Genomic DNA, 22806 nt, shown 5'->3' with positions numbered 1-22806 from the left:
GCAATTATTTGGTCACCTGCCGGGACAAAGATATTTACATGCTTTGCTCTAGCTCCCGCAGTCGATAGAACTTCCGGTCAGAAATAATCTCGGGTTTGGTGTCTTCCAAAAGAGTGAGAATCTGCGAAAGATCGTAAGGAATGCGTGTTGCATTCTGCGCCACGACTCTGTCTACCATGTCTAACACGATCTCCGGATATTTAACCGTGAGCGGCTCCTTCTCTCCCGTCATGTGGTGAAACCTGAAGAGGCTTAGGCTCATTGAATAGACAGGGCGTAGAAATTCCCTGACTACATTAAAAACGTCGGGAAATGAGGCCCCAGTGTCATCAAGCAGAGCTAACCAAGCCTTTGTTGTTAATTCGTCCTGATAGCGCAAGTCCTGTGGCCATGCCTCCTTTACAAAGGGTATTACGAATCGATTCCACCCGTCCTTGTTGGCACCGATCCTTGTAAGGGCATTGATCACCTTTTCTCGACCAGACTGGGGCACTTTCCTTAAGATTTCTCGTGCATCGTCAAAACTGAGGCCGTCTTCGGTAGAGGGGGCGACGGCGGCTAGCACCAACCAATAGTTGAACTGGCCTCGCGTATCTTCGTCCCAGCCCCATTCCTCCATCTGTAAAGGCAGCTCAATGTAGTCACTCTTGATTTGAGGGAAGAAGCTGCGGACCTGCGTCCATGGATTGCTCATCAAGCCGCTCCAGGCTGGTTCGGCAGTGTTGCGGTTCAGAGACAATAGAGGCATTACATTTGTATTGGTCCAGTCTGGATCAAGTGAATTCAGCCAGGGAATATATAGGCAAACATTGCATACTGCGTGATCAGCACCCTCACCAGGCGAGTTTAATAGACCGAGAATTCTTTGGCCGATTTCTTGAGGGATTCCCTCGGGGTAAGTGTCTTTCTTTGAGTCTAGAGTTCGGAGCAAGCCCTCCATAGCATCACCAATAACACTATTTCGCGCGTAAAAAATGGTTTTACGCGACTTTTTTACGACGATCCCAGCTCGCCTTTGCTCTAAAATCGTACTTGGAGTTGCCTTTGCGCCGTTTGAAATAAGTTTTGCTAATAGCTCATCAAACATGGAATAGGCATAGAGTTCGTCCCTAGCAGCCAGTGAAGGGAATCGATTTCGGAACCAATCTCCTAGGCAACCCTTCATAGCCAGCAAAACATCATTGGGTAATTGCCGCATCCAAGCGTAAAAGCGTCGGGTTTGATTTAGTGGCTGGTCTTCTGGCCAGTTTGAGTAAAGCTGCTCCCACAGAACCCACGGATATTCGCCAGTGCTTGCTTTATCTGCCAGTGCTGCGAGTGCCCTGTGCGGGCTGGCTTTTACCAGACCAATAAAAGGCTTAGGCTCGACAAAATCTCCGGGATTGCGCCTCTGATCCTCTGATAAAGCTATGTCCGCGATGTCTCCTATTGGAACGTGATCGAAGATGCTCGGATCCGTATCCATCTGCACCGCTCCCGAACGCATGTCATTCGCTGAAGCTGCGCTCTGCACCCACTCATCGGACCAGTTGTCTATAAGCTGCTTCAGTCTTGAGTAGTCATCTTCGATGTCTGGTGGTAATTTGCATCCCTTACTCTGAAGCCAGGCGAGTGTCCTAACGAAGCGCCTTTGGTGGTGTCTTTTTGCATCAAAATCATGATCAGATGGGAGATCTGAATTTGCTGCTAAAAGCTTTTTGCAAAGAAGAGACCTTTGCCTATCAGTTGTTTCACTCCAACGATCCCGCAAAAGGAAAAGCAGCTCTCTGCGGTTATCTGGGCTCCACAGTTGCTCACTGGTGAATTTTTGAATTGATGAAACTACGTCATCGATAGAGGTTATCTCTGCGTTATTCCATATGAAGAGTCGTAGTTTGTCGAAAAAATAGGGGTCATTCTTGGGCCACAACTTAACGTGAGCACGAATCGCTTCAGGATCGAGTTCAGCCATTCTCAGAAGAATCTTTACAAAAGTATCCAGATAAGCGCTTTCTTCTGATACGTACGCATCAGTGTCTGTTCTATGTTCGGGATAGAGGCTCTTCGGTGACAGCCAGAAGCCGCCAACATCGGCCAGTCGTTGGCTTGCAAGAATCAAGTTCCGTTCAAAAGCTTTGTACAGGTCCCTAACGTTTTGATCAGGACAATCGATACTTTCACCGTGTGTCGACGGAAAGTGCACTTGCAGTCTTAAGATGTTGTGAAGTGGAGTTTCCGACCAATTTCCTTCCGGTGGTTTGGAAAGATAAATCCCAAGTGGCGGTTTAATTGCAAAGACCGGCTCCATGACAGACTCAAAAAAACGGGTGGCGCTGGGACTCCATCCGTCCTTTTTGACCATATCCTTTATTTTATACCAGCCAATGTTGTGTGGATCGATTTGAGGAATTCGGAGTGCCTCTAATATGTTCCGCCAAATAGCTCTTGACTCACTGTTAAGTTTTTCTGATGAGTCAATCTGACGATCTAGATGCTCGATCATCGCTGGATGCAATTGATGTTGTCGAGCAACCCACCATGCGAGTAGTGGCTGATCGATTTGATTCACGGCCCACCGAGTCAGGTGCCTTAATCTGGCAGACATTACGGGTCTATTAAGTCCTGCAAGACGCTCTGTGTAGTCCAGGCTCTCATCGCCATGTTTCCAATTGACAGGGTCTTCGCAGTCGTTGAGTTGACTTCTCAAAGGGTCAGGCTCGGGCCTTGGAGGATCGCTATCAAGACCGAAGGCACACTGAGGGTCAAATGTTTCATTATTTCCGAATGTTCGCGTTGTCGGTTGGCCGTAACGAACGTTCTTATCAAAAACGCACAGCCAGTCGACGGGTGGAGCTGGATTAGCATCTGCAAATTCCTTAGCACCGATAGTGGTGTTGACGAGGTGCACTAACATGCCTCGCTCATAAGGCATGCAATTGTCAGGTTTTTTTTGAGCCAGGTTGATAATTGACTCCCGCCAAAGTCTCGGATTATCTGCTCGTTTGGCCCACTCGCTTAGTGTATTCCAAAGGGCCGAATGATCTGCTCCACCTCCATAGGGGATTGGAGTCACACCTCGATCTGCCCATTTAGATCCCACTTCCTCGGAGCTTCCTTGATCAAATGCATATATTCGGTCCCGGGCATATTCGTAACTGCTATTTAGGCCTTGAAGCAGATATTTGATCGGAGGATCTTCGGCTTGATACCCAAGTAACACGACGGTGTAACTCTCAAGTAGCTGACGGACGAAATTCGTTGCCCAGCCCTGAACCAGATAGGCGCGGCCAAAATCTGAACTTGAAAGGATGTAATCGTGGGAGGTGTTATCCGAGTCATCTAGTCTTCCATGCAGATACGTTATGCCACTCACGGACGTTCCATGTTTCAGGTCTGGAAAAGATGGAGGTGTATGCCTTGTTGCGGCGGGAATGGCTGCCTCAAAAAGTAAATCAAAGTTCGTAGTCACTATTTGGGGTGTGCCATCGCCATCAGTCGAAATCCGAGCTATGATCCCGTGGTGATCGTGGCTTTCGGGAGGTAATTCCTTGGCTGTCAGGCACTTTGCAACGTGTAGGTTAATTTTCTCTCTACCGAACTCCATTTGGAGTAAATTAAAAATTTGGTCCAAAGACATGGGGAAAGAGAAAGTTGCTTCGTCTTGAGGTCGACTCCACGCCTCAAAAGCCTGGTATGCGGGGGACTGTGGTGACGGTTTGAGTTGATCGATTACATACTTTGTGAGGTTCGGAAAGCTAGGAAAAAAAGGCATTGAAACGCCTGCGCCACACAGAAATACCACTCTTCCTGCGTCGCGTTCTTGGAGTAAGCGATCTGGGATATCTGGACCTTCTTCAAGAAACCTCAATTAGTGCCCCTTATTTCATATAGAGGTGTGCCTGACTTCTCGGCGGGCTGCTTACGAGGACTCTGCCAAACCGCATCAGATAAGTCACCCTTTGGATCTCCATCGCGGGTTCCCTGAAGGTAATGTCTGCTTTGTCAAACCCGCCCAGTATGTTCTGTGAGATCTTCTTACCCGGGAACCCAAGTTTCTTACTCTCTAACGTCCGTTGAATCACAACTGAGAAGTCGACCGCGTCGTTAATGTATGACTGCTAAATTCCAATAACGCGAGCGTTGTGAGGCACATGATGATAGGCCAGGTCGAAGACCGCTCGTTCTTACCTTGTTGCATTCTGAGTGGCCGAGTCGGTAATCCCGCACTGGTAGATCAGCGCCCCTGGATATCCCAGACCTGTTTCTGTCCAAGTATGTGTTTGGTAGACCTGAAGTTTAATCCCGAGATCTTCCAGGACGATAGAGCCTCTGGTTTTAGCGTCGACAACGTGTGCAGAAGGGCTTAGGCTTTTCCTAGAATAGGGAAATTCAGCGCTGTTACGCCGGCTACATAGCATATAAAACTTTGAACCACAGAAAAGTGATCATTACAGGTTCTGCCGATACGCATTAACCTGTGATGAGACACACAGATTACCGGCTGGAGTAAACCCAGTGGCACCGTGAGGTATTTGGTAGAGAGCAATGCAGAGACCTACACGAAAAATCCGACGAGCTTACTTATAGCGAAATTCTCGAACGGGACAATGAGGGCTGCAAAATGACCGGGCTTAGCGCAAAGGAGATTAGGCAGATAAAGCAAGCTCAGGATGATGCTGATCGGCAAAGGTTACTCACGGCTACACGAGAGGAGCTTAGGCAAGCCTGGGAGGATCGAATGATGCTATATCGGGAGCTATGGCCCAATAGCCCAAAACCAGGTACGCAGGAGTGGAGGGAATGGCGGTTTCCAAAAAAATGCCCAAGCGGTCAATGACTGACGGCTTGGGCATCGTCCCACCTCATACCCTTTACAGCACTAAGGCGATTCGGCTAGTAAGGCACGTTTCCCGTTCGCCTAGCCGTTAGTCGGCAGCACTAGTGCACTCCAAAATGGCCTGATGGCGTCGTGGCAGCAAGGGGCTGGTCACGAGGCTTTGCTTCATTGAGCAGCTCAGGCCTGTTGCGCTTTTTCGCATATATGTGCGTTAAGGAGCACTTTGGCCTTGGGGTATAGCTAACCTACCAAGACGCAGGGTAATCCTCAACTTCAGAGACCTCGAAGCCATGCTGTAAGAGGGATTGCCGGATTAAGAACGGAAGAGTGTTTGCATCGCTGGGAAAGTCCCGCAACGTTTCCGCCGCATACTGATCAATAAACTTAACAAGGTCATCAGTTGATAGGAGGTCCGGATGAATCTGAGATCCCCAGATCGCGTCAGAAACGTTGGACTCCAGCTCTTGTGAGCTGTGCTGAAAGTAGAGACGGCTTTGCAGTACGACGCGGAATCGATTGTTACCTTGATGATGCACGACGAGTTTGTGGATCGGGATTTTTTTCGTCAGTTTGCCGGATGACTCTCTCCTGGCGTCATGGAAGGCCTCAGCTAAGATGACTTTGCCCTCAACTCGATAGTACTTTTTTTCTCGGGTTTCGGGATCGATATTCCAGTATACCCGGAATGAATTACGTCGGATTTTGTGTCCGTAGATTTCCAGCAAAGGCCTAACTTGTTGTTCGGTGGCCAGCTTTTGACCCTTATACCAGGCGCTGACAATTGATTGGTGGGTTCGACAGCGATCAGCGATATCCTTTTGGGTCCAGCCGTCATTGATTGCCATGCGTATTAGCTGTCGGGTTAGTTTGAATCCCTTTTTCTTGGCATTCTTTCCACTTTTCTTTGTTTCCATAACTCCTACCTGTACACGTGACCGCAGCCTACTGTGATCTTCATGAGAATTGCCTGTGTTGCTACTGCCCGATCACTCTCGGTTATTTTTCTCTACAGCTGCTTCGGGTTCCGCTTTTAATTATCGCCAGTGTATTAAAACTGGGAGGTGGTCACCTACGACGACATTGATCCAGAAATGTTAGTAACCATTTGGTTTCGGATTGCGATGGCTCCAGACCATACTTTTTAACGATGCGCGTAAATCTTGCGACATACCCGCATTGGCTAGATGGGGGTAACCAATCACTCGGGGGCTGAGCACCTTTGCTTCGATTTAGTCCTAATTCGACGGGCCAGAGGTTGATCAGGTCGTTTGCAAATCTTTCTCTTTTGGCCTTTGCCCAACCTTTAGCGCCATGCTCCCAAGCCCATCTCAGTGGCACAACGTGATCAATGTCGATCTCGTTACTGTTCTGTATAGTTTTCCCTGTAAAAGGACTCACCCAGCGGCCTGCGATTACTCGACAGGCTTTATCTGTGGCAAAACGCACAGTTGTGCTTGAAGTGGCGACTAAAGCTTCAGCTCTACTGTCCTGACAGTCCCCATCAGCATCTTTCCAGCCATGTCCAAAAGCTGACCGGTCGTAGGTTTCAACGTCATTTATTGGAGACTGAGATGAGTCTGAAAGGACCAAGCTCTCAGGTAAGCGGCCATCACTGGCTAAGCATGCCTCAATGGATTGGAATGCGCGAAAGTTCGTCGTTCGATCGTAGTAAGAGCTTGCGGGGGGGTGGCAGATGCCGGCTGACGTTTTCTTTACGGTCTCTGAGGCCCCTGCACATAACCCAAAAGCCAGGGTGAGAGCCAGTAAAGAATACTGGAAATACCTCACGTAAAACTCCTTAGATACACGGAATCCTGAAAATCGACCGCATGCTACATGCCATGGCCAGCTGTGTCTCCGCGTAAGAGATGTCGCAATCGCTTTACAGCCATATCTGCTTACGGCCTTCACCTGGAACGCAGATAATGTGAGAGAGTTCTGTGATCAGGAAGATCGGGGCTCAGCGCCGGCAAGGATGCCTGGCAAACGCGACACCTGCCCAGTGGTGTGACGCCAGGGAGAGACTTGGTCTCGCTTTCCTGCCCATGGCAGCAGTTCTAATCTGGAGTTGATAAGAATTATGTCGTGGGAAGGCGGAGGTCATCACCCCCGCCTTCTATGTTTACTTGCCTTTCGCTTGATTGGGATTGATCTGCTTACCCCGGTTACCCTGATTCTGGTCGTACGTGATATTGGTTCCCGGAGTGCCCTTGTTTCCGTTTTTGATATCCGCTCGATGGTTGCTTTTCTTCGACATTGTCTTCTCCTGACTGTTGGTTGAATGTCAGGAGTTATCCTAGCAATCGTGAAAAATGCTGCTATTGATTGTTTGATGATAAGTTTTGATATTCAATGATTTATTTAGGAATGACGCGTTTGGGCACTTTGGCTCACGCTCTTAACCTTTCACCGTATTTTGGTATGCCCACTCAAGTCCTTCACCATCGAATTTCTTCAGCAGTTTTTGCTGAAGCGCATCGATTTGCAGCGATAGCTTTCGGGTGGCGTATCTCACCGTCTCCTGGCTCTCTTGGATGAGTTCGATTTCCAAGCTATGTGCTGAAGCTCCGTGGCCTATCAGGGTGATAACACCTTTCTCCTCTTCTGCTGGTTTCAGCACGAGAAGAAGTTTTAGTTGCTCCTCCTGCGCGTCTCCACCATGAGCCACGAACTCATGACGGAGTCGCATTAACCAATCATGGCGAGCTTTAAGTTCTGCTGGTGCTTTTTTGAAGATACTCTCAGGCTTCAAGGTTGTTTTTCTACCTCTTGCCTCTGTAAAGCACTTCCCATAGAGGGCTAACGCCCCGAACAGAAGTCCCTTTTGAAGCGGAATGGAGCCGGAGTTATCTGAGGCCAGCTCAGCTAGTATGGCGTCAACTTGCTGGAGATCTTGGTGAATCAGTGAGAGCCCTTTGAGTCTATCAGGCAGCTGCCCTTCGAGGACAACAACAGGGCAGTCTTTTCCTTCGAACTGCGCTTCAAATTTGTACTCAACATATTCCGGATCTGACATCAGTAGTGGTCCTTGATGAACATCCACCTTTTATCGACCGTGCCAGTCAGGAACACGAATCAAGCCAGTGTGACACAGCCTCGGCGTACTTCTCGATAATTTCTGGGCGACCACATAGCCTGTCATTCATTAGGAATTCGTGAGTTCTGTTAATTGCATTTCGCAATTCCTTCGCCGACAGTTCGGCGGCAAACACGTTCATGAATTCGTTAATATCAACTACGGCGATATCGCGTCCATAATGCTCCAGTTTTGTCAGCATCTCCGCTGGCTCGCCCCACTCGGGGTCGTTCGAAATATCGGAAGCAATAATCACATACTTAGACAAGCCGAACTCATCCATTTTATTTTTGAAGTTGGAGATCCGGTTTTTCCAATCCGGCCTGACAGTAACTTCATAGGCACGCCTCAGGTGCCCTTCATAGAACTCCTCAATATCTCCTGCCGTTGCGTCATATTTGTCTGAAGCGTGGGGGTGATGAGTTCGGACTTCGTAGCCATGAGGCTCTCTATGGACCTCAAGCATGGCTGCAACCAGAAACTGCTGGATATGTCCTTCAGACCGCAATGCAACCAACTGACTCAATAGGGTCCTTGCCCTTGCGAAGGTTAAAATATCGTCCCCGACATCAGGTAAGGGGTTAATTATGACCTGCGATTCAGCGAATCTCTTAGCAAGATAAAGAGCGACTGTTTCTACTTCTTGAGTCGATAAAACACCCAGCTCTGCTATTGCAGAGAATCGCTGATCGCTGGAAAGGTCAAATTCTCTAACGTTTCCTTTCCAACCGAGGTTTTCGCCGAACGCAGTGATATTGTCATGGAGGGTGATGTTTCGCTTTTTCAGCTCCTCCGCTAGGCGCTTATCCCCATACTTGCCTCGAATCCCGACAGGTATATCTTTTTTGTTCCATTCAGGCACCAGGCTCCAGTAAAAAAGTAGAAAGAGCGTCGCAAGACGAACGCTGCCTTTTTTCGAGCTGATCATTTTATCGATGACACGACGGTGCGCGGATTGCGGTAGAGGAGCTTTCAGGTCAGCTTGAAGATAGTCATCAACCACAGACAAGACCCTATCAACAGTTTGCTCCACTTTTTCATTTCTGACGCTGCGGGCCATACCCCATAATTCCTTCTATCAAAGCAAAACGTACTGAGCCTGATTGGCAGCAATATCTAGACAAGGTTCATGTGCAAACACCTGCCGTCTGAGCGCATCAGCAACCGAATACGCTAAGAGTGGGGGCACCGCGTTACCAATTTGCCGATACTGGGCGCTTCTCGGACCTGAAAACTGAATATCTTGCGGAAATGTTTGCAAGCAAGCTGATTCCTCAACCGTCAATCGTCTACAACCGGGGACAGCTCCCTCTTTAGGCTTCCCGCCTTCCATCAAATACCGGTGATACTCGGGAACAATTCCCAGCGAATCCACGAAGTGGGTTTTGTTACCGCCTGCCGACGAAATGATTGTTGGGGACGGTTGGCCGAGATCAATTGCACGCCCACCACCATTGAACAAAAGTCCTTGATAAGGGGATTTTCTGAGATCAACTTTTTTGGCGTAGTAAACTTTTGACGTGTTGGGTTGACCAAATGGCTCAGCCGATAATATGTCTCCAGCGACTCTTATCGGCAGCAGTCCCCCCTCTCCATGAGTCGGCTGAGGAAAACAAAACCTATCTCCTCTTATTCCGACCAAAAACATTCTGCGCCGTTTCTGTGGCACTCCAAATTCTTCGGCTTTAAGAACTCGGACATCTACTGTGTACCCAAGGTCTTCGAGCGCTACCATGACTTCTGTCAAATAAGCGCGGCATGCACCAGTGGCGAGGCCTGGAACGTTCTCCATGACAAAAGCTTCTGGCTGAACCTGAGTGACTGCGCGGATGAATTCGGGAACCATATCCCGCTCATCTAATTTAGCCTTCCGCAATCCACCAGTTGAGAATGGCTGACAGGGTGGCCCGCCGATGACAACGTCTACCTGGCCTCGGAAACCAGAAAAATCGACCCCCCTCACATCCGAATCTATTAGGTTTGCATTTGGAGAATGTGAAGCGAATGTCTCAACTGATGGCCGGTCTAGTTCGACAGCAGCAACAGTCTCAAAGCCGGCCTGCTGAAAGCCCAGAGACAGTCCTCCCGCACCACAAAAGAGATCGATTGTTCTCATATGATTGCAAAACCCCGTTGGTTAGGGTGGCTAAGCGTGTTCAAAATCAAAAACCTCGTTAGGATACCAGATCGAACTCAGTGAAACCCATTCAGAAAGGCAGATCCACAAATGCACTCATATCGACTTAAGTGCCCGTCAACCTTCAGTTTGGCTAAAACGGTCGAGAGCCACGGCTGGGTCCAGCTAGAACCATGGAGGTGGGACGGGGAATGCCTATCTCGCAAAGACGTCATCGGCCCTTGGAGAGGAAGTATTTCCGTTCGACAAGTCTCGGACAAAGTGCTTCTCATTGAGACCGACTGTTCGGATGAATCGAACGTCCTTAGGCTCGTTACGCGCTGGCTATCTCTCGACTGGGATCAAACTCATTTTCACGCTCTCGCATGCAAAGTAGATCCCTCTATCTCGAATTTCCTGAGCGCTGGAGGAGGACGTCTTCTACGCGGAAGTTGCTTTTACGAAGATCTTGTAAAAACAATCTGCACAATCAATACAACCTGGAATCAGACAAAAAGCATGGTTGCGGAACTCGTAAATCTAGCCGAAGGATGTTTCCCATCGCCGCTCGTATTGCAAGGTGTTGGGTTCGAGAGGGTTGGTCGAGCTTGCAAGCTCGGGTTTCGCGCTCAGACTATAGCGAATGCAACAAATGACCTCATAGAAAATGAAATGCTTTCTGTAAACGGTGATGCAGATGAAAAGTTAATTTCATATGCAGATCTTATCGCAATCAAAGGTATTGGCCCCTATTCTGCCGCTCACTGCATGGTGCTACTGCACGATTTTTCTCAGCTTCCAATTGACTCCGAGGTTACAGCCTACCTACTTGAGCTGGGAGTCGAGCCTTCCTCCGCAGAACGATACTTCTCGCACTGGGAAGACTATCCATTTCTCGGCTATAAGCTAGGGCGAATAGTGGCAAGGAAGAACTGGATTGGCGACTAGCTTCAGATAGGGAAGGCAGTTTACTCAACCTCGCATTCTGTAATTCGGGCAAAGCCCACTGGCTTTCGCGAGACCTTTTCAAGTCCTGTTTCCGCCGTCGTTCTCTGAGACACTTAATCGAGAGGATTGGCCTATTGTAATAAGTTTGGTTGATATGGTCGTTTCCATAATTCCTCAATTTGGCCTAGACCTGCTGCTCAGGTTCGTAAGTTGTCTGTCGTTTAAAGACTGCTCCCGGTAACGGGGCAAAACCCTTGGGACCTATCAGATTCATTGACTTTCTCAATAAAAAATGAATATCTTATATTGTCTCGTTCAGACAGCGGTTTTCCCCGCGCCGCATGGGTAACTCCCGGAGCATATTCTCTCAAGAAACCAAGACACATAATTCTTTCTGCGGGGACTATAGAGGAAGAAATTATGTCAAATTGCACCCTTTCAAACATAGAATTCATCAACGCGTTCCTCGCACCTCGTCTCGACGATATCGAGCGCCAATATTTGCCAATTCAAAAAGAGGTAGGTATTGGATTCAGCAGTCTGACCCTGGGACGTTATAAATCGGGTAAAAAGCTCGGCTCCTTTGACATCGAGAGATTGGCATCTTTTGCTGAATTCTACTCACTGGAAAGCGAGGGAAAGAGATTACTGGAAATTTGCGAGGTAGGCATTGCTCTCAGCGAGGCTCGGTTAAGCATCCAGTTGCGTCTTTTGCAAAACCAAGCAGTAAAAAAGAATAGAAGAGTTAATCATCACGTCTACTTGTCTGGGGACATTGCACTCTATGTATATGTAGATCCAGAAGGAGCTTGGTTTAGCAATGTAAACGAGAATGATTTTATTGAGAAAAAGTATGGGCTGACCAACAATATGCTAAAGCACATTAAATATTGCGCTCAAAACATGCGTGCGAGGGGGAAGCAAGACTCCGCTGAGAAACAAAAATTTCGATTACGTTTCTGCAAGAGATGAGCGGGCCTGTTTGCGCTGAGGTTGCATCGTCGCCGGGCAATGATCACGGGTTGCGAGGCATTGGCTAACCGAGATTCTATCTTTTGGAAAGTGCAGTCATTCCTCGCTCTGAGTTTCACGACGACGAAATCCACTAGAGGCGGAATGCATTGCCGCCTCATTTTTGTTGCGCGACCCCCAGTAAAGTTTGTCAGGGACAAGGGGTGAAGTGCTTCGAATCTCAAAGAGGCGATCTTGCCAAACTTGCAATTCACCGGGCTGAATCGTCGTTTTTCGATCCTCCAATCTTCGTTGGATTGCTGAGGCCAATTCTCTCTGTTCGCCCGCAGCCTTGCGGACACTACTTCTAAAATCTGAAATGTCGAGCGCGGCGGGCAAAAGGGGCAGGAATATACCAATTAAAAAATCGCTTAAACTCAGCCCAATTATGGTGCAGGCGACAATCAGGACCATTGCCCAAATGCTCATGCAAGCTGTCCAGGCGAACGCGGTTTTGCCCAAAAGTTGATCGGAGTATGAAGCATTGGCGCGTTGTGAAATCGCCACAGATACGGCTCCGGGATCCTCAGGGTTGATTGGATACCAATCAAAAACGTGCTGATCCTGGGCGACTTGGTGAAGATCATTGATCTCTGCTGTTTCCAGGGCAATTTTTTCTGGAGAGACTTTGATGATTCGGTTTGCTGCTTCTGGCATTGCGAACACACGAAAATCAAATCTTTCTTGGACGTAGGCGGCTTGTCCTTTTAGTAGGCGCTCCCGCGCTGAGAGCCACGTTCGACTGAGGAAGACCCAGATTCCAGCAATTGCCCCGGTCAGAAATGCTGCCTCTTGCCAAATTAAAGAGACTAAGGGCGCGCCAATTCCGATTATGATCATGCCATTCAACCGTGCGGAGAGGTATCTTTTTGCGCGCGAGTACAAACGACGCTGCGCAAGCAATAGTCGGAGAGATTCGTCCTCGTTCTGACGCAATTGCATGATCTTGCTGGCAGGGGGATGATATGAAGCCGAGCTACACATTAGTTAAGATCCTTAGCGGTCGAAAAGAAGCCTTAATTGTGAGATCGCCAAATCTTCAAAGCCTTCTTTGGCGTAGTCCTTTGCTTTCAGTGCACGATCAACCGCCGTGTTGAGCTTGGACATAGCCTCTAACCTATTTGCCTCCGATGAGCATGCGCCAAATCGAGAACCAAGCCCCGTAGGATCGTTCATGGCCGCTAGAGAGGTATCGCGCATTTTTCTTAACGTTAGGTAGAGGTCCCATAGTGCGACATATGCTGTCTCTCCATCCATATGCTTGGCGGTTCGCATCTCAAGGTAGCAAGAAGAAACTGGAACATTCCGTTCATACTTCCAAAGCTTAACTTGTCGAGCTAGCCTCTTGACGGCTCCGTTATGTCTTGTATTCACCGCAGTGACGTAACTATTGTGATCTTTGGGGTGGGTAAGCATCCATCCCCCTCTCGGATTAGCAATGTTATATCCATTGTGGGCTGCATATGCCGGTACAACCTCGACGTCGCAATCGCTGAATTTACAGACAATTGCTGGCGTGCGAGTGACAATCGGGGTGTTCGTAAAGCGTGCTTGGAGCTGGGCCTTGACTTTGCTGAGCATTGTCCAGGGGGAAGCCGGCTGTATGCCCTTTAATGAAACGAGGTAGTCAGCATCGCTATGCAGCCAAACGCCCGTTCCGTGCCGCAAAGAGCCAATTTCAAACATCTCATGTATCCCAAGGAATACATCTAAACGAGCCTCTATAGCGGCCCGGTGACTACGCGCTTTATCAAACTGTGTTGATGTCGGTGTGTATAAGCTGGTCAGATTAGCGAGCCATTGATTTGCTGATGTCACTTGTTTCACTCCTGTTGAAACACTGTCTGATTTCCTGCTATTCGATGCAAATTCCTCGACCAATTTTCGGATTCGGCCAGACCGCAAATCTATATCATCTTTGGCTCAAGCTTTTGGCGAGTATGGCTGGCTCCAAATCAGCCACACTACATGTGAGCGCACCTTATGGCCATCAACATTGATAAATCTATCGGCTAATAAAAGATATTGAAGCAAAATTCGAAGTACAGAGCGCTAGCAACTCGGGTGCGTCGCTCTCACTGAACTATCCAAACAATGAGGTTAGGGAAGAGTTAGAGGCCTCTCTATAAATGAAGGCAATCAAAGTTGGTCGGCTGTTCAACAACCTATACTTTATGAACAGTTATTTTGAGTGCCTCCATGACTATAAAAATGGTGTTCATAAAACTTCATTATTTATTTCTTTACATTGTGTTCATAAAGCATATAATGAATTATGAACAGTTTGGGGGATTCTATGTCAGGAAAGCAAGTTGGATATATCAGGGTGTCGACAGCAAGCCAGAAGACTGATCGCCAACTCGATGGTATCGAGTTGGATAAAGTCTTTTCCGAAAAGGTTTCAGCGAGAAATGCAGGATCCAGAGAAGTGCTCAGTCTCTGTCTCGATTATTTGAGAGAGCACGACACTCTGCATGTACACAGCATTGATCGCCTCGCCCGCAACATGTCTGACTTGCTTTCAATCGTAGATGACCTTGTAAAGCGCGACGTGAAAATCCAATTCCATTCAGAGAACCTGACGTTTGCTCCCCAGAAAGACGACCCCATGGCTTCTTTGATGCTGCATATGCTTGGCGCATTTGCCGAATTCGAGCGGGGCCTTATCGGGCAGCGGAGGAGAGAGGGGCTAGAGGCCGCAAGGAAGCGTGGAAAGCAGATTGGTCGACGGAAATCCTTATCTGATGAGAATCTTGCGGAAATCAATCAGAAGCTTTCCGAGGGAAGGGCTAAAAGCGATCTGGCAAAAGAATATGATGTAAGTCGTACAACGTTATACGCGGCTTTGAAGCGCTTTCGGGAGGCTTAATGGTCAGCCCGCAGGAGCAAGGACAAATCTATCTTGAAAAATTTCGAGAATGGGCCGACTCCATGTCGGATGATGATTTTCGGCAGATCGTGTATGGCCCGAGAGGTATCTTGAACAGGCAAAAAATAAAAAAGCTTGCAGGCCTGTCAGACCAGGCGATCAAAAAAAATGAAAAAATAAAAGCCGAGCTAGAGGATTTAGAAAACAGACTTCGTGAGAGTGGCGTGCTGCCGTCGTCGCTAATCGAGGCAGGAGGTGCGTCTCAATCAGAGCGGAAGCTCTATGATTTATCCTCTAAGGGAAGTGCGTCGGATCATAGTCGCTTGGCGAAGCTTGAGGCCGAGAATCAAGACCTAAAAGTAAAGCTCGAACAATTGCAGCGAGAAAATACACGGCTTAAGTCGAACCTTGCTTCTAGCCGGGAGACGGTTGACGCGGTGAACGATGGTTTGATGGTGTTTCTCAAATGCCCGAGCTAACCACGGCTTCTGAGCTTATTCGGGTCACGCAAGTCCCTTTTCGGCGCTCTAGGGCCACGATTATCCGAGGTGTGCCCGTGCGTGAGGGGCAGTCCATTGCGTCTGCAAAGTACAGTGTGTCTGTTATAGCGAGTTCCGAATGCTTGCCTGTAGATCCGGTTCCTGGGCAGATCTGGAGAGTCGAAGGCCACAAGCGCACCTATTCGCATGACTACGGGAGAATCAAAAAGCAAGAGCATCAATACCGAGAGCCCGATAATCTGGAGTTTTTGTTACCACATACCGGCGAGACCTTTGTTCAGTTTATCAGCGATGACAAAGCTTTTAGGGGTGTAGGGGCTCGCAAGGCGCATCAGTTATGGGCTAGGTTCGGTGAGGACATACACCGCATGCTGACTGCTGGCACTCCTAACGACCTTGATGCCCTCTCAGGGCTGCTCTCCACGCATTCTATTCAGGCGTTGCGCGCCGGTTATGAAAAATATGCGAATCTTAGGCATACCGCTTGGATGTCGAAAGCCCGAATTCCCCGTGCAGTCCAGAAGAGAGTTCTCAAGCACCAGAGCCTTGGAGCTGTTGAGGCGATCAAGTCTGACCCTTACAAGCTGATTTATTTTGGGCTGAGTTTTAAAGACGTCGACAACATCCTTAAGCATCGCTTTGGGCATGCCTGGGAACGTGACAGGTATCCCCAGGAAAGAATTCAGGCAGGGGTGGTCCAGGCTCTCAAAGATCGAATGAAGGATGGTAGTACGTGGGTCAAGGCGAGTCAGCTAAAAACAAGAGCCTCTGATTATCTGAAATCGCCCGCTCACCATAAGAAGGGCATTGAGTGGCTGAAAGGCTCTCCAGCTATTGCTGTGTATCATGAGGATGGTCGCTTTCATGATGCTGTTGCTGCAACACAGGAGCTGGTTGTCGCCACGCGTATCAAGCACCTAATCGATCTCAGAAGGCCGTTAACCGAGGTAGAGGTCGAAACTGTGAATGGCGTAATTGGCGAGCTTCCCTATGATCTGACCAATCAGCAGGAGCTTGCCGTTTCTAAGATTCTCTCTTCGGGGATTAGTGCGATCACAGGAGGTGCCGGAACCGGTAAGACCACAGTGCTCTCGACTGTTCTAAAAGCCGCTGATCGCATGGGGTACAATATTCGCGCTATCGCTTTATCTGATCGCGCTGCAATGCGTCTGCAAGAGTCCGTTGGCTGCACGGCGATGACCATTGCACGATTCCTGCTAGAAGACCCAGTGACAGATGATAGAGCCTTGCTGGCCATCGATGATGCTTCGACGACAGATCTTCCCACAATGTTTCGGATCATCAACCACATCAATCCTGCTTGTAAGTTAGTTTTGGTGGGAGATCTAGGTCAGTTGCCGCCCATTGGTATGGGAAAAATATTGCATGATCTTGTGCTCTCAATACACGTGCCAAATACGATGTTGGATATCGTAAAGTGTCAACAGGGGGCCGCCGAGATACCTGAGTATTCTAAGGCTGTAAGCGCTGGTGAGATTCCCGAGCCGCTCAGTGTAGGCAACATTTATTTCCATGAGGTCCTAGATCTCCATCAGGCTAAGAATAAGGCTGTTGAACTCTATGTGGAGAAACCTCATGACTCCCGAGTAATCGCGCCAACGGTAGTTTTAGTCGATGAGGTCAATCGTGAGATTCAAGAGCGGATGAACAGTGAGTCACCACTGCTTAACTTCAATCTTAATAGTGAGGATTTTCCTCTTCGGTTCAGGCTGAACGACCAAGTACTTTTTACTGAGAATCATCCTGGTGCTGGAGTTCAGGATGGATCGCTTGGCGAGCTGGTCAGCGTTGGCCAAGTTGATGACGTGATTGGCACTGTCGCGCTGGATACGGGCGAAAAGGTCGATCTGCAAGGAGGCTTAATTGACGCGCTCAGTTTGGGGTACGCCATGACCCTCCAGGATGCCCAAGGAAGCCAATTCAAGCGGGTCATTGTCTTGATTCAAGACACTAAATTATTGGACCGCAGTTGGATTTATACAGCGATTACAAGGGCAGCGTCTGAGGTCCACATTATCGGCGATCCCCTCGTGTTCGGGCGGTTCGTAAAAGCTGCACCAAAAGCTTTTCGGCGGAAAACAATGCTTACCAATCTCATTGACCATCTTCACCGTGAAAAAGTATAGACGATTGAGCCGATTAGCCTACTAGCCGCTACACTAAGTTGCGCCTTGCCCTCGGCCCTGGCCAGTTCGCAGCGCAGCGCGGTGCGGCCCATTGCAAGTCTCTTGAAGCTCAGGCGATCTCCACCTTTAGAGGGTTTGTCCTACTTGTGGTGCTCCGCGTTCTACTTCCACTTCCTCCTATCTTCTCCGCTATACTGGGCGTGAGATTCACATCGCGTTACACAGCAAGGAGACGGTATGGATGCTGCTAAGCCCGATAAACGTCTTGGTGAAGCGTCTCGGATACTGGATTCATGGGGATTAGAGAGAGAGCGGAGAGACCAGTTCCTGAGCAAGCAGGAGCATCTCCTATCATTGCTATCGATTTACGAATCTCTTCAGGTGATTTATTCAGAGAACCTAGATCGAGCTAATGAATGGCCGCTGCGCCCCAATCGGGCATTCGACGGGATGCCTCCCCTTGAGGTGATGTTGGCAGGAAACGCGGAACGAGTGCAGAAGTACCTCAAATATCATGCTTACAACGCTTAAGCTGAGCACAGGCATTGAGGCTTGATGGTGTTTTGTACACGTCAAAAGGCAGGTGTTAAGGTGCCTATGTTCGATAAAATTTTTTGTAACGATTTTGGTGTAGTTTTGAGGGAAACACGACACAAATATTACAGAAACCGTTACAGAAAAAATTTTCGATCTTGGTGGGATTGCTGTAATCCTCAGTGGTAGGTGGCATTCAACCCACCCACCCTGCGTTGCATGAGACATTTTACTAGGTACTTCCGTTCTAAATTCCCTGAGAAGGGAAACGGGATTTGAGCATCCGAAGTGAATAAAGCCCCCGCCTTGCGGGGGCTTTATTGTTACTGACTTGCAAAAACGGTGTGAAATTAGCCAAAAAAACGTAGAGTTACGTTCGCTTTCTCATCTATTATGTAATCCATCGTAGAAAGCGCCGGTTTTTTGGGCAATATAATAGTGATGTAAGGCTGGCGAGTGGCCTTCGGATCCTTTTTGCGGACCCCATGACAAAGATACCGATATTACAAAAATTGACAGCCCTGTTCAGAAGCTCCGGGGCACGTCTGCGGGTCTGCCTTGAGATTCGCCCGGACGGCATCGCCTGGGCGGAATCCGCCGGATCCGAAGCAGGGCGATCGGGCTTCAGTGATTGTCTGCCTGCCAGGCGTCTGGAAACCCTCGCCGCGTTGGTGGAAAGTCAGGGTTGGTCGGGCGCTGCGACGACACTTGTGCTGCCTCTGGACCAGTATCAGGTATTCCAGATGGATCGCCCGGAAGGCATTGAGGAATCGGAGCTGGGCGATGCTCTCAAGTGGAAGTTGAAGGATTTTCTGGACTTCAGCCCGTCCGAAGCCGTTTCTGATGTATTCCCCTTTCCCCGGGATGCTTCCCGTGGCCGCGGTGAGCTGGTTAACGTGGTCGCGGCCCGGAAAGCTCTGGTCTCGGAACTGGTTCGGCTGGTTCAGGAGGCGGGGCTGGAGCTGGACCGCATTGATATCGCTGAGCTGGCGTTGCGAAACCTGGTGTGCAGGCTGGATGAGAATCGTCGCGGGGCAGCACTGGTGCATTTGAAAGACAATTACGGCCAGATGGTGATCTGCAGAGACAACACCCTGTATCTGTCGCGCAAACTGGATGTGACCTCCGAAGACCTGCGTGATGCTGCCAGCCAGGAATCGGCCGTTCAGTCGTTGGCTCTGGAAATGCAGCGTTCCCTCGATTACTACGAAAGCCAGCTGGGCCAGGTGCCGCCGGCGATGATCCGTCTTGTCGCCCGTGACAGTGTCCTGCCACTCGCCTCCATGCTCTCCTCCTATGTGGCTGCTGGTATCGAAACCCTCGACTGGAACGCCCTGGGCCTTCAGGCCGATCTGGACAGCCGTTGCCTGCCTGCCTGGAGCGCATGCTTGCCAATGCCGGAGGGCGGGCGCCCATGATCCAGCAGGTCAATCTGTACACAGACGAGCTTCGCCCGCATAAGGAAAGGCTCCAGGCGGGGACGGCGGTTGGTGTTCTGCTAGTGGGGTTGCTGCTGGTGGCGTTAGTGGCCGGTTTCCTGACTTACGAGAACTCCGTGATGGCCAACAAGGCCTCGCGTCTGGACCGGCAGAATCAGCAGCTTGAGCAGGCCGTGGCGGAGCTTTCAGCGGCGGTTCAAGCCCGCCAGCCGGATGCGGAAGTGGAGGAGGCTCTGAACCGCGTAACCCAGACCCTTGCCCGTCGCCAGCGTTTGCTGGAACGGGTGGAGAGTCTGGTGCTCTCGGAAGGCCGCAGTTTTTCGCCGCAATTGTCAGCTCTGGCCCGGCAGATTCCGAAAGACGTCTGGCTAACCGACGTTACTCTCGAGTCGAGCCCGGACAGAGTCACCATTGAGGGGCGAAGCCGTGATGGCTCTCTGGTGCCCCTATACCTTGAAAATCTGGGGGGCGAGGCGGCCTTTGCCGGAAAAACTTTTGGTGTCTTCCGGTTGTCACGGTCAGACGAGGGCCGGTGGATCGATTTTCATGTTTCCAGTAAACGCGACGGTGAGGCCAACTGATGGCGGATGGGTCCAACACCTCCCTGGCACGAGCGGCGCAGTGGTATAACCTGCGCCCGATTCGTGAGCGGGCACTGATTCTGCTCACAGCGCTGGTGCTCGTCCTGGTTGTGGTCTGGGAGCTTGCGGTTACGCCATTGCAGCAACGGCACCAGAGCCTGGAGAATCGCCTCCAGATGCTGTCCACCAGTCGGGATGACCTGCTTGCGCAGCAACAGACGCTTAATGCACAGCTCGCGACCGATCCCTCCCGGGAGTTGCGCAGTCAGCTAAACGCCCGGCAACAGAGACTGGAACGGCTCGATCAGCAGATCGCGGATACCACGGGGCAATTGATCGCACCCACAGTGATGGTGGCACTTCTCAGGAATATTCTGGCAGCCCAGGAATCGCTGGAGTTGCAGGCACTCGAGCTACAGACTCCAACCCCGGTTTTCGCACCGGGTGCACCGGAGCATTCGTCTCAGGAGCCGCAGGCGGCGCCTGAGCCACTGCTGTATGCCCACGATGTCGAGCTCCGGATCAAAGGGAGCTACCTCGATGTACTGAATTACCTGCAGCGGCTGGAGGCGATGGATGAGCGCCTCGGCTGGATCAGGCTGGAATACAGCGCGGGAGACTGGCCCTCGGGTGAGGCGGTCATCAGAGTGCAAACACTGAGCCTGGATCAGGCCTGGCTGGGGGTATGAGATGAGCAGACGCCTGAATAAGACAGCAAGTCGGTGGTTTGGCATGGCGCTCGGCTCTGTGCTTTTTTGTGCGGGCCCGGCCCATGCATTGCAGGATCCGACCCGGCCGCCGGGTCCGCAGGCCACAGTTGCCAAGCCGGCGCCAGAGCGGTCACTGGCTCTGGATTCCATTCTTTTCAGCAAGGACAGGCGTGTCGCCGTAATCGAAGGTGAGGCCCTCAGGGAAGGCCAGGGTTTTGACAACGTGCGGGTTATCCGGATTTACGCCAATCGGGTTCTGGTAATGGATAACGGCCGCGAACGGGTGTTGTACCTGGAGAGACTTCCGCAGGTTCGGGGAACTCAATGACAGACAATCGGATATTCATGACAACCATTAAAATCACTGGCGCACTGGCGTTGAGCCTGATATTGACGGCGTGCAGTAACAACCCGTTGATGCGCTCGGCGACAGCTACCTCAACCGATGCTGCGGACGCCATAGACCAAAGCCTCGAAGAGGCCACGCAACCAGAACCGGTAGCGTCCACGTCGGATCCGGCTTCTGTGCCACTGCCTGCTGACGTCAGTGCGGCGCTGCTACCACCCTTGTCCGAAGGCGCCGATCTGGACGAACGTTTTGACGTCAATGCCCGGGACGTGCCTGCCGCAAGCTTTTTTGAATCACTGGTCGAGGGAACCCGCTACAACGTTGTGGTTCATCCCGATGTCACTATCAGCATCAATCTTCGGTTGGGTGATGTCACCGTACCAGAAGTCATGGATATTGCCGGCGATCTGTATGGCCTGGATATCCGCCGCAATGGCCGACTGTTCCGTGTTCAAGCGGATCAGGTCCAGACGCGGATGTTCCCCATTGATTACCTGCATTTCAAACGCAAGGGCGGCTCCGAGACCCGTGTAAGTTCCGGGCAGGTGACGGGGGCACGCAGTGGCAGTTCCGGTAGCTCCAATAGCAATGGTGACAGCACCGGTTCCGGCGAGACGCGCAACCTGGTGGGAACCACCATTTCCACGGAAACGGCGTCGGATTTCTGGAAAGACATTCAAAGCGCCCTGAGCATGATTGTCGGTGGCGGTGATGGCCAACAGGTGATCGTCAATCCGGGTGCCGGCCTGGTTATGGTCCGGGCCGGTTCCGAGGATTTGCGCATGGTTGAGGAGTATCTGCGCCGCACTGAGCTGATTATGCAGCGTCAGGTGATCCTGGAAGCGAAGATTCTGGAGATCGCGCTTAACGAAGGCTACCAGCAGGGCATTAATTGGTCGGATATCCAGAGCGCGTCCAGCATTACTGCCTCAGATGGTTTGCCGGAGGATTTCACCGCGCAGGCTTTGGCCGGTCAAGTCATTCAGACATCCGATATCGGAGGCCTGTTTTCTGCCAGCGTGCGCGCCGGCGATTTTACCGGCCTGATCGAGCTGCTCGGGAAGCAGGGCAATGTGCAGATTCTCTCCAGCCCCCGGATTTCAACGGTGAATAACCAGAAGGCGGTCATCAAAGTCGGTACCGACGAGTTTTTTGTCACCGATATTGATTTTGATGACAACAACTCCGCTGTGACAGCCACAGATTCAACATCAACCTCCGTGGAGTTGACCCCCTTCTTCTCCGGCATTTCGCTGGATGTCACTCCCCAGATTTCCGAAAGCGGTGTGATCACCCTGCACGTGCACCCCTCCGTCAGTGAGGTGACCGATCAGGAAAAGGTGATCACCATTGGTGAGCGGGACGTCACGCTGCCCCTGGCCAGCAGCACGGTTCGTGAAACCGACAGCGTGATCCGCGCCGAGAGCGGCCAGATCGTGGTGATCGGTGGTCTGATCCAGAACTCCAGTGAGGACAACAATTCCGCGGTTCCCTTCTTCAGCGAGATCCCGTTGGTGGGCGAATTTTTCAAGCAGCGGAGATTCCAGTCGCGCAAGAGCGAGCTGGTCATCCTTCTGCGACCGGTTGTGGCCGGAACGCCGGAGATGAACGCGGACGTGTCCGCCAGCCGGGAGCGCATGAATGTGCTGCGCGAGTTGCTGCAGTCGTCTGAATCCGTTACACCGGAACCGGAGAAAGCCGTTCGATAGC

At 50.6% G+C, this 22806-nt stretch carries 20 protein-coding genes; 11 read left to right on the top strand and 9 right to left on the bottom strand.

All coding sequences use genetic code 11. The annotated features are described in order from the left end of the window. Window positions 1-34: 34 nt before the first annotated feature. The 7 genes from J3362_RS19435 to J3362_RS19405 form a co-directional block, all read right to left on the bottom strand. A complete protein-coding gene (locus tag J3362_RS19435) occupies window positions 35-3847 on the bottom strand; it encodes an SIR2 family protein (RefSeq protein WP_349521859.1) in 3813 nt (1270 codons plus the stop codon). Between the two features lie 1214 nt (window positions 3848-5061). After that, window positions 5062-5730 carry a helix-turn-helix domain-containing protein gene (locus J3362_RS19430; protein ID WP_349521858.1) on the bottom strand — a complete coding sequence of 223 codons (669 nt, stop codon included), beginning with the start codon at window positions 5728-5730 and terminating at the stop codon, window positions 5062-5064. Window positions 5731-5881: 151 nt separating this feature from the next. Further along, the gene (locus J3362_RS19425; protein WP_275898176.1) at window positions 5882-6262 is read right to left on the bottom strand and encodes an HNH endonuclease family protein; all 381 of its coding nucleotides are present in this window, start codon (window positions 6260-6262) and stop codon (window positions 5882-5884) included. Between the two features lie 676 nt (window positions 6263-6938). Beyond that, complete coding sequence (locus J3362_RS19420; RefSeq protein ID WP_275898173.1) at window positions 6939-7073, bottom strand: hypothetical protein; 135 nt, start codon at window positions 7071-7073, stop codon at window positions 6939-6941. A gap of 141 nt (window positions 7074-7214) precedes the next feature. Then, on the bottom strand, window positions 7215-7832 hold the full coding sequence (locus J3362_RS19415; protein WP_349521857.1) for a hypothetical protein: 618 nt from the start codon (window positions 7830-7832) through the stop codon (window positions 7215-7217). A 46-nt stretch (window positions 7833-7878) separates the two neighbouring features. Continuing rightward, a complete protein-coding gene (locus J3362_RS19410) occupies window positions 7879-8952 on the bottom strand; it encodes a hypothetical protein (protein ID WP_349521856.1) in 1074 nt (357 codons plus the stop codon). 18 nt (window positions 8953-8970) lie between these two features. Continuing rightward, complete coding sequence (locus J3362_RS19405; RefSeq protein WP_349521855.1) at window positions 8971-10008, bottom strand: DNA cytosine methyltransferase; 1038 nt, start codon at window positions 10006-10008, stop codon at window positions 8971-8973. 519 nt (window positions 10009-10527) lie between these two features. Here J3362_RS19405 and J3362_RS19400 point away from each other — a divergent pair. Both J3362_RS19400 and J3362_RS19395 read left to right on the top strand, forming a co-directional pair. Next, on the top strand, window positions 10528-10956 hold the full coding sequence (locus tag J3362_RS19400; RefSeq protein WP_349521854.1) for an HhH-GDP family DNA glycosylase: 429 nt from the start codon (window positions 10528-10530) through the stop codon (window positions 10954-10956). Between the two features lie 420 nt (window positions 10957-11376). Continuing rightward, window positions 11377-11928, top strand: a complete 552-nt coding sequence (locus J3362_RS19395) for a hypothetical protein (protein WP_349521852.1) — start codon at window positions 11377-11379, stop codon at window positions 11926-11928. Between the two features lie 96 nt (window positions 11929-12024). Here J3362_RS19395 and J3362_RS19390 read toward each other — a convergent pair whose 3' ends face one another. Both J3362_RS19390 and J3362_RS19385 read right to left on the bottom strand, forming a co-directional pair. Further along, on the bottom strand, window positions 12025-12909 hold the full coding sequence (locus tag J3362_RS19390) for an S-4TM family putative pore-forming effector (RefSeq protein WP_349521851.1): 885 nt from the start codon (window positions 12907-12909) through the stop codon (window positions 12025-12027). Between the two features lie 54 nt (window positions 12910-12963). Next, on the bottom strand, window positions 12964-13785 hold the full coding sequence (locus tag J3362_RS19385) for an SMODS domain-containing nucleotidyltransferase (RefSeq protein ID WP_349521850.1): 822 nt from the start codon (window positions 13783-13785) through the stop codon (window positions 12964-12966). 478 nt (window positions 13786-14263) lie between these two features. Here J3362_RS19385 and J3362_RS19380 point away from each other — a divergent pair, with 478 nt between their 5' ends. From J3362_RS19380 to mshL, 9 genes are all read left to right on the top strand, one after another. Then, entirely contained in the window at window positions 14264-14836 is a 573-nt protein-coding gene (locus J3362_RS19380; protein WP_349521849.1) for a recombinase family protein, read from the top strand. Further along, complete coding sequence (locus J3362_RS19375; RefSeq protein WP_349521848.1) at window positions 14836-15315, top strand: VPA1267 family protein; 480 nt, start codon at window positions 14836-14838, stop codon at window positions 15313-15315. The genes J3362_RS19380 and J3362_RS19375 overlap by 1 nt, the downstream gene beginning before the upstream one ends. Further along, entirely contained in the window at window positions 15303-17483 is a 2181-nt protein-coding gene (locus tag J3362_RS19370; RefSeq protein WP_349521847.1) for an AAA family ATPase, read from the top strand. The genes J3362_RS19375 and J3362_RS19370 overlap by 13 nt, the downstream gene beginning before the upstream one ends. 237 nt (window positions 17484-17720) lie before the next feature. Beyond that, entirely contained in the window at window positions 17721-18014 is a 294-nt protein-coding gene (locus tag J3362_RS19365; protein WP_349521846.1) for an antitoxin Xre/MbcA/ParS toxin-binding domain-containing protein, read from the top strand. Window positions 18015-18529: 515 nt separating this feature from the next. Next, window positions 18530-19435, top strand: coding sequence for a biogenesis protein MshI (locus tag J3362_RS19360; RefSeq protein ID WP_349521845.1), 906 nt, complete (start codon window positions 18530-18532; stop codon window positions 19433-19435). Continuing rightward, window positions 19432-20037 carry a PilN domain-containing protein gene (locus J3362_RS19355; protein WP_349521844.1) on the top strand — a complete coding sequence of 202 codons (606 nt, stop codon included), beginning with the start codon at window positions 19432-19434 and terminating at the stop codon, window positions 20035-20037. The genes J3362_RS19360 and J3362_RS19355 overlap by 4 nt, the downstream gene beginning before the upstream one ends. Beyond that, window positions 20037-20726, top strand: a complete 690-nt coding sequence (locus J3362_RS19350; RefSeq protein ID WP_349521843.1) for a type II secretion system protein GspM — start codon at window positions 20037-20039, stop codon at window positions 20724-20726. Before J3362_RS19355 ends, J3362_RS19350 begins: the two co-directional genes overlap by 1 nt. A 43-nt stretch (window positions 20727-20769) precedes the next feature. Beyond that, entirely contained in the window at window positions 20770-21075 is a 306-nt protein-coding gene (locus J3362_RS19345) for a hypothetical protein (RefSeq protein WP_349521842.1), read from the top strand. Window positions 21076-21092: 17 nt separating this feature from the next. Next, a complete protein-coding gene (gene mshL, locus J3362_RS19340; RefSeq protein WP_349521841.1) occupies window positions 21093-22805 on the top strand; it encodes a pilus (MSHA type) biogenesis protein MshL in 1713 nt (570 codons plus the stop codon). The last annotated feature ends 1 nt before the right edge of the window (window position 22806 follow it).

Source organism: Marinobacter sp. NFXS11 (assembly GCF_040148675.1).
GTDB lineage: Bacteria > Pseudomonadota > Gammaproteobacteria > Pseudomonadales > Oleiphilaceae > Marinobacter.
The sequence above is the reverse complement of the archived record's forward strand: the minus strand, read 5'-3'. Positions and strand labels throughout refer to the sequence as shown.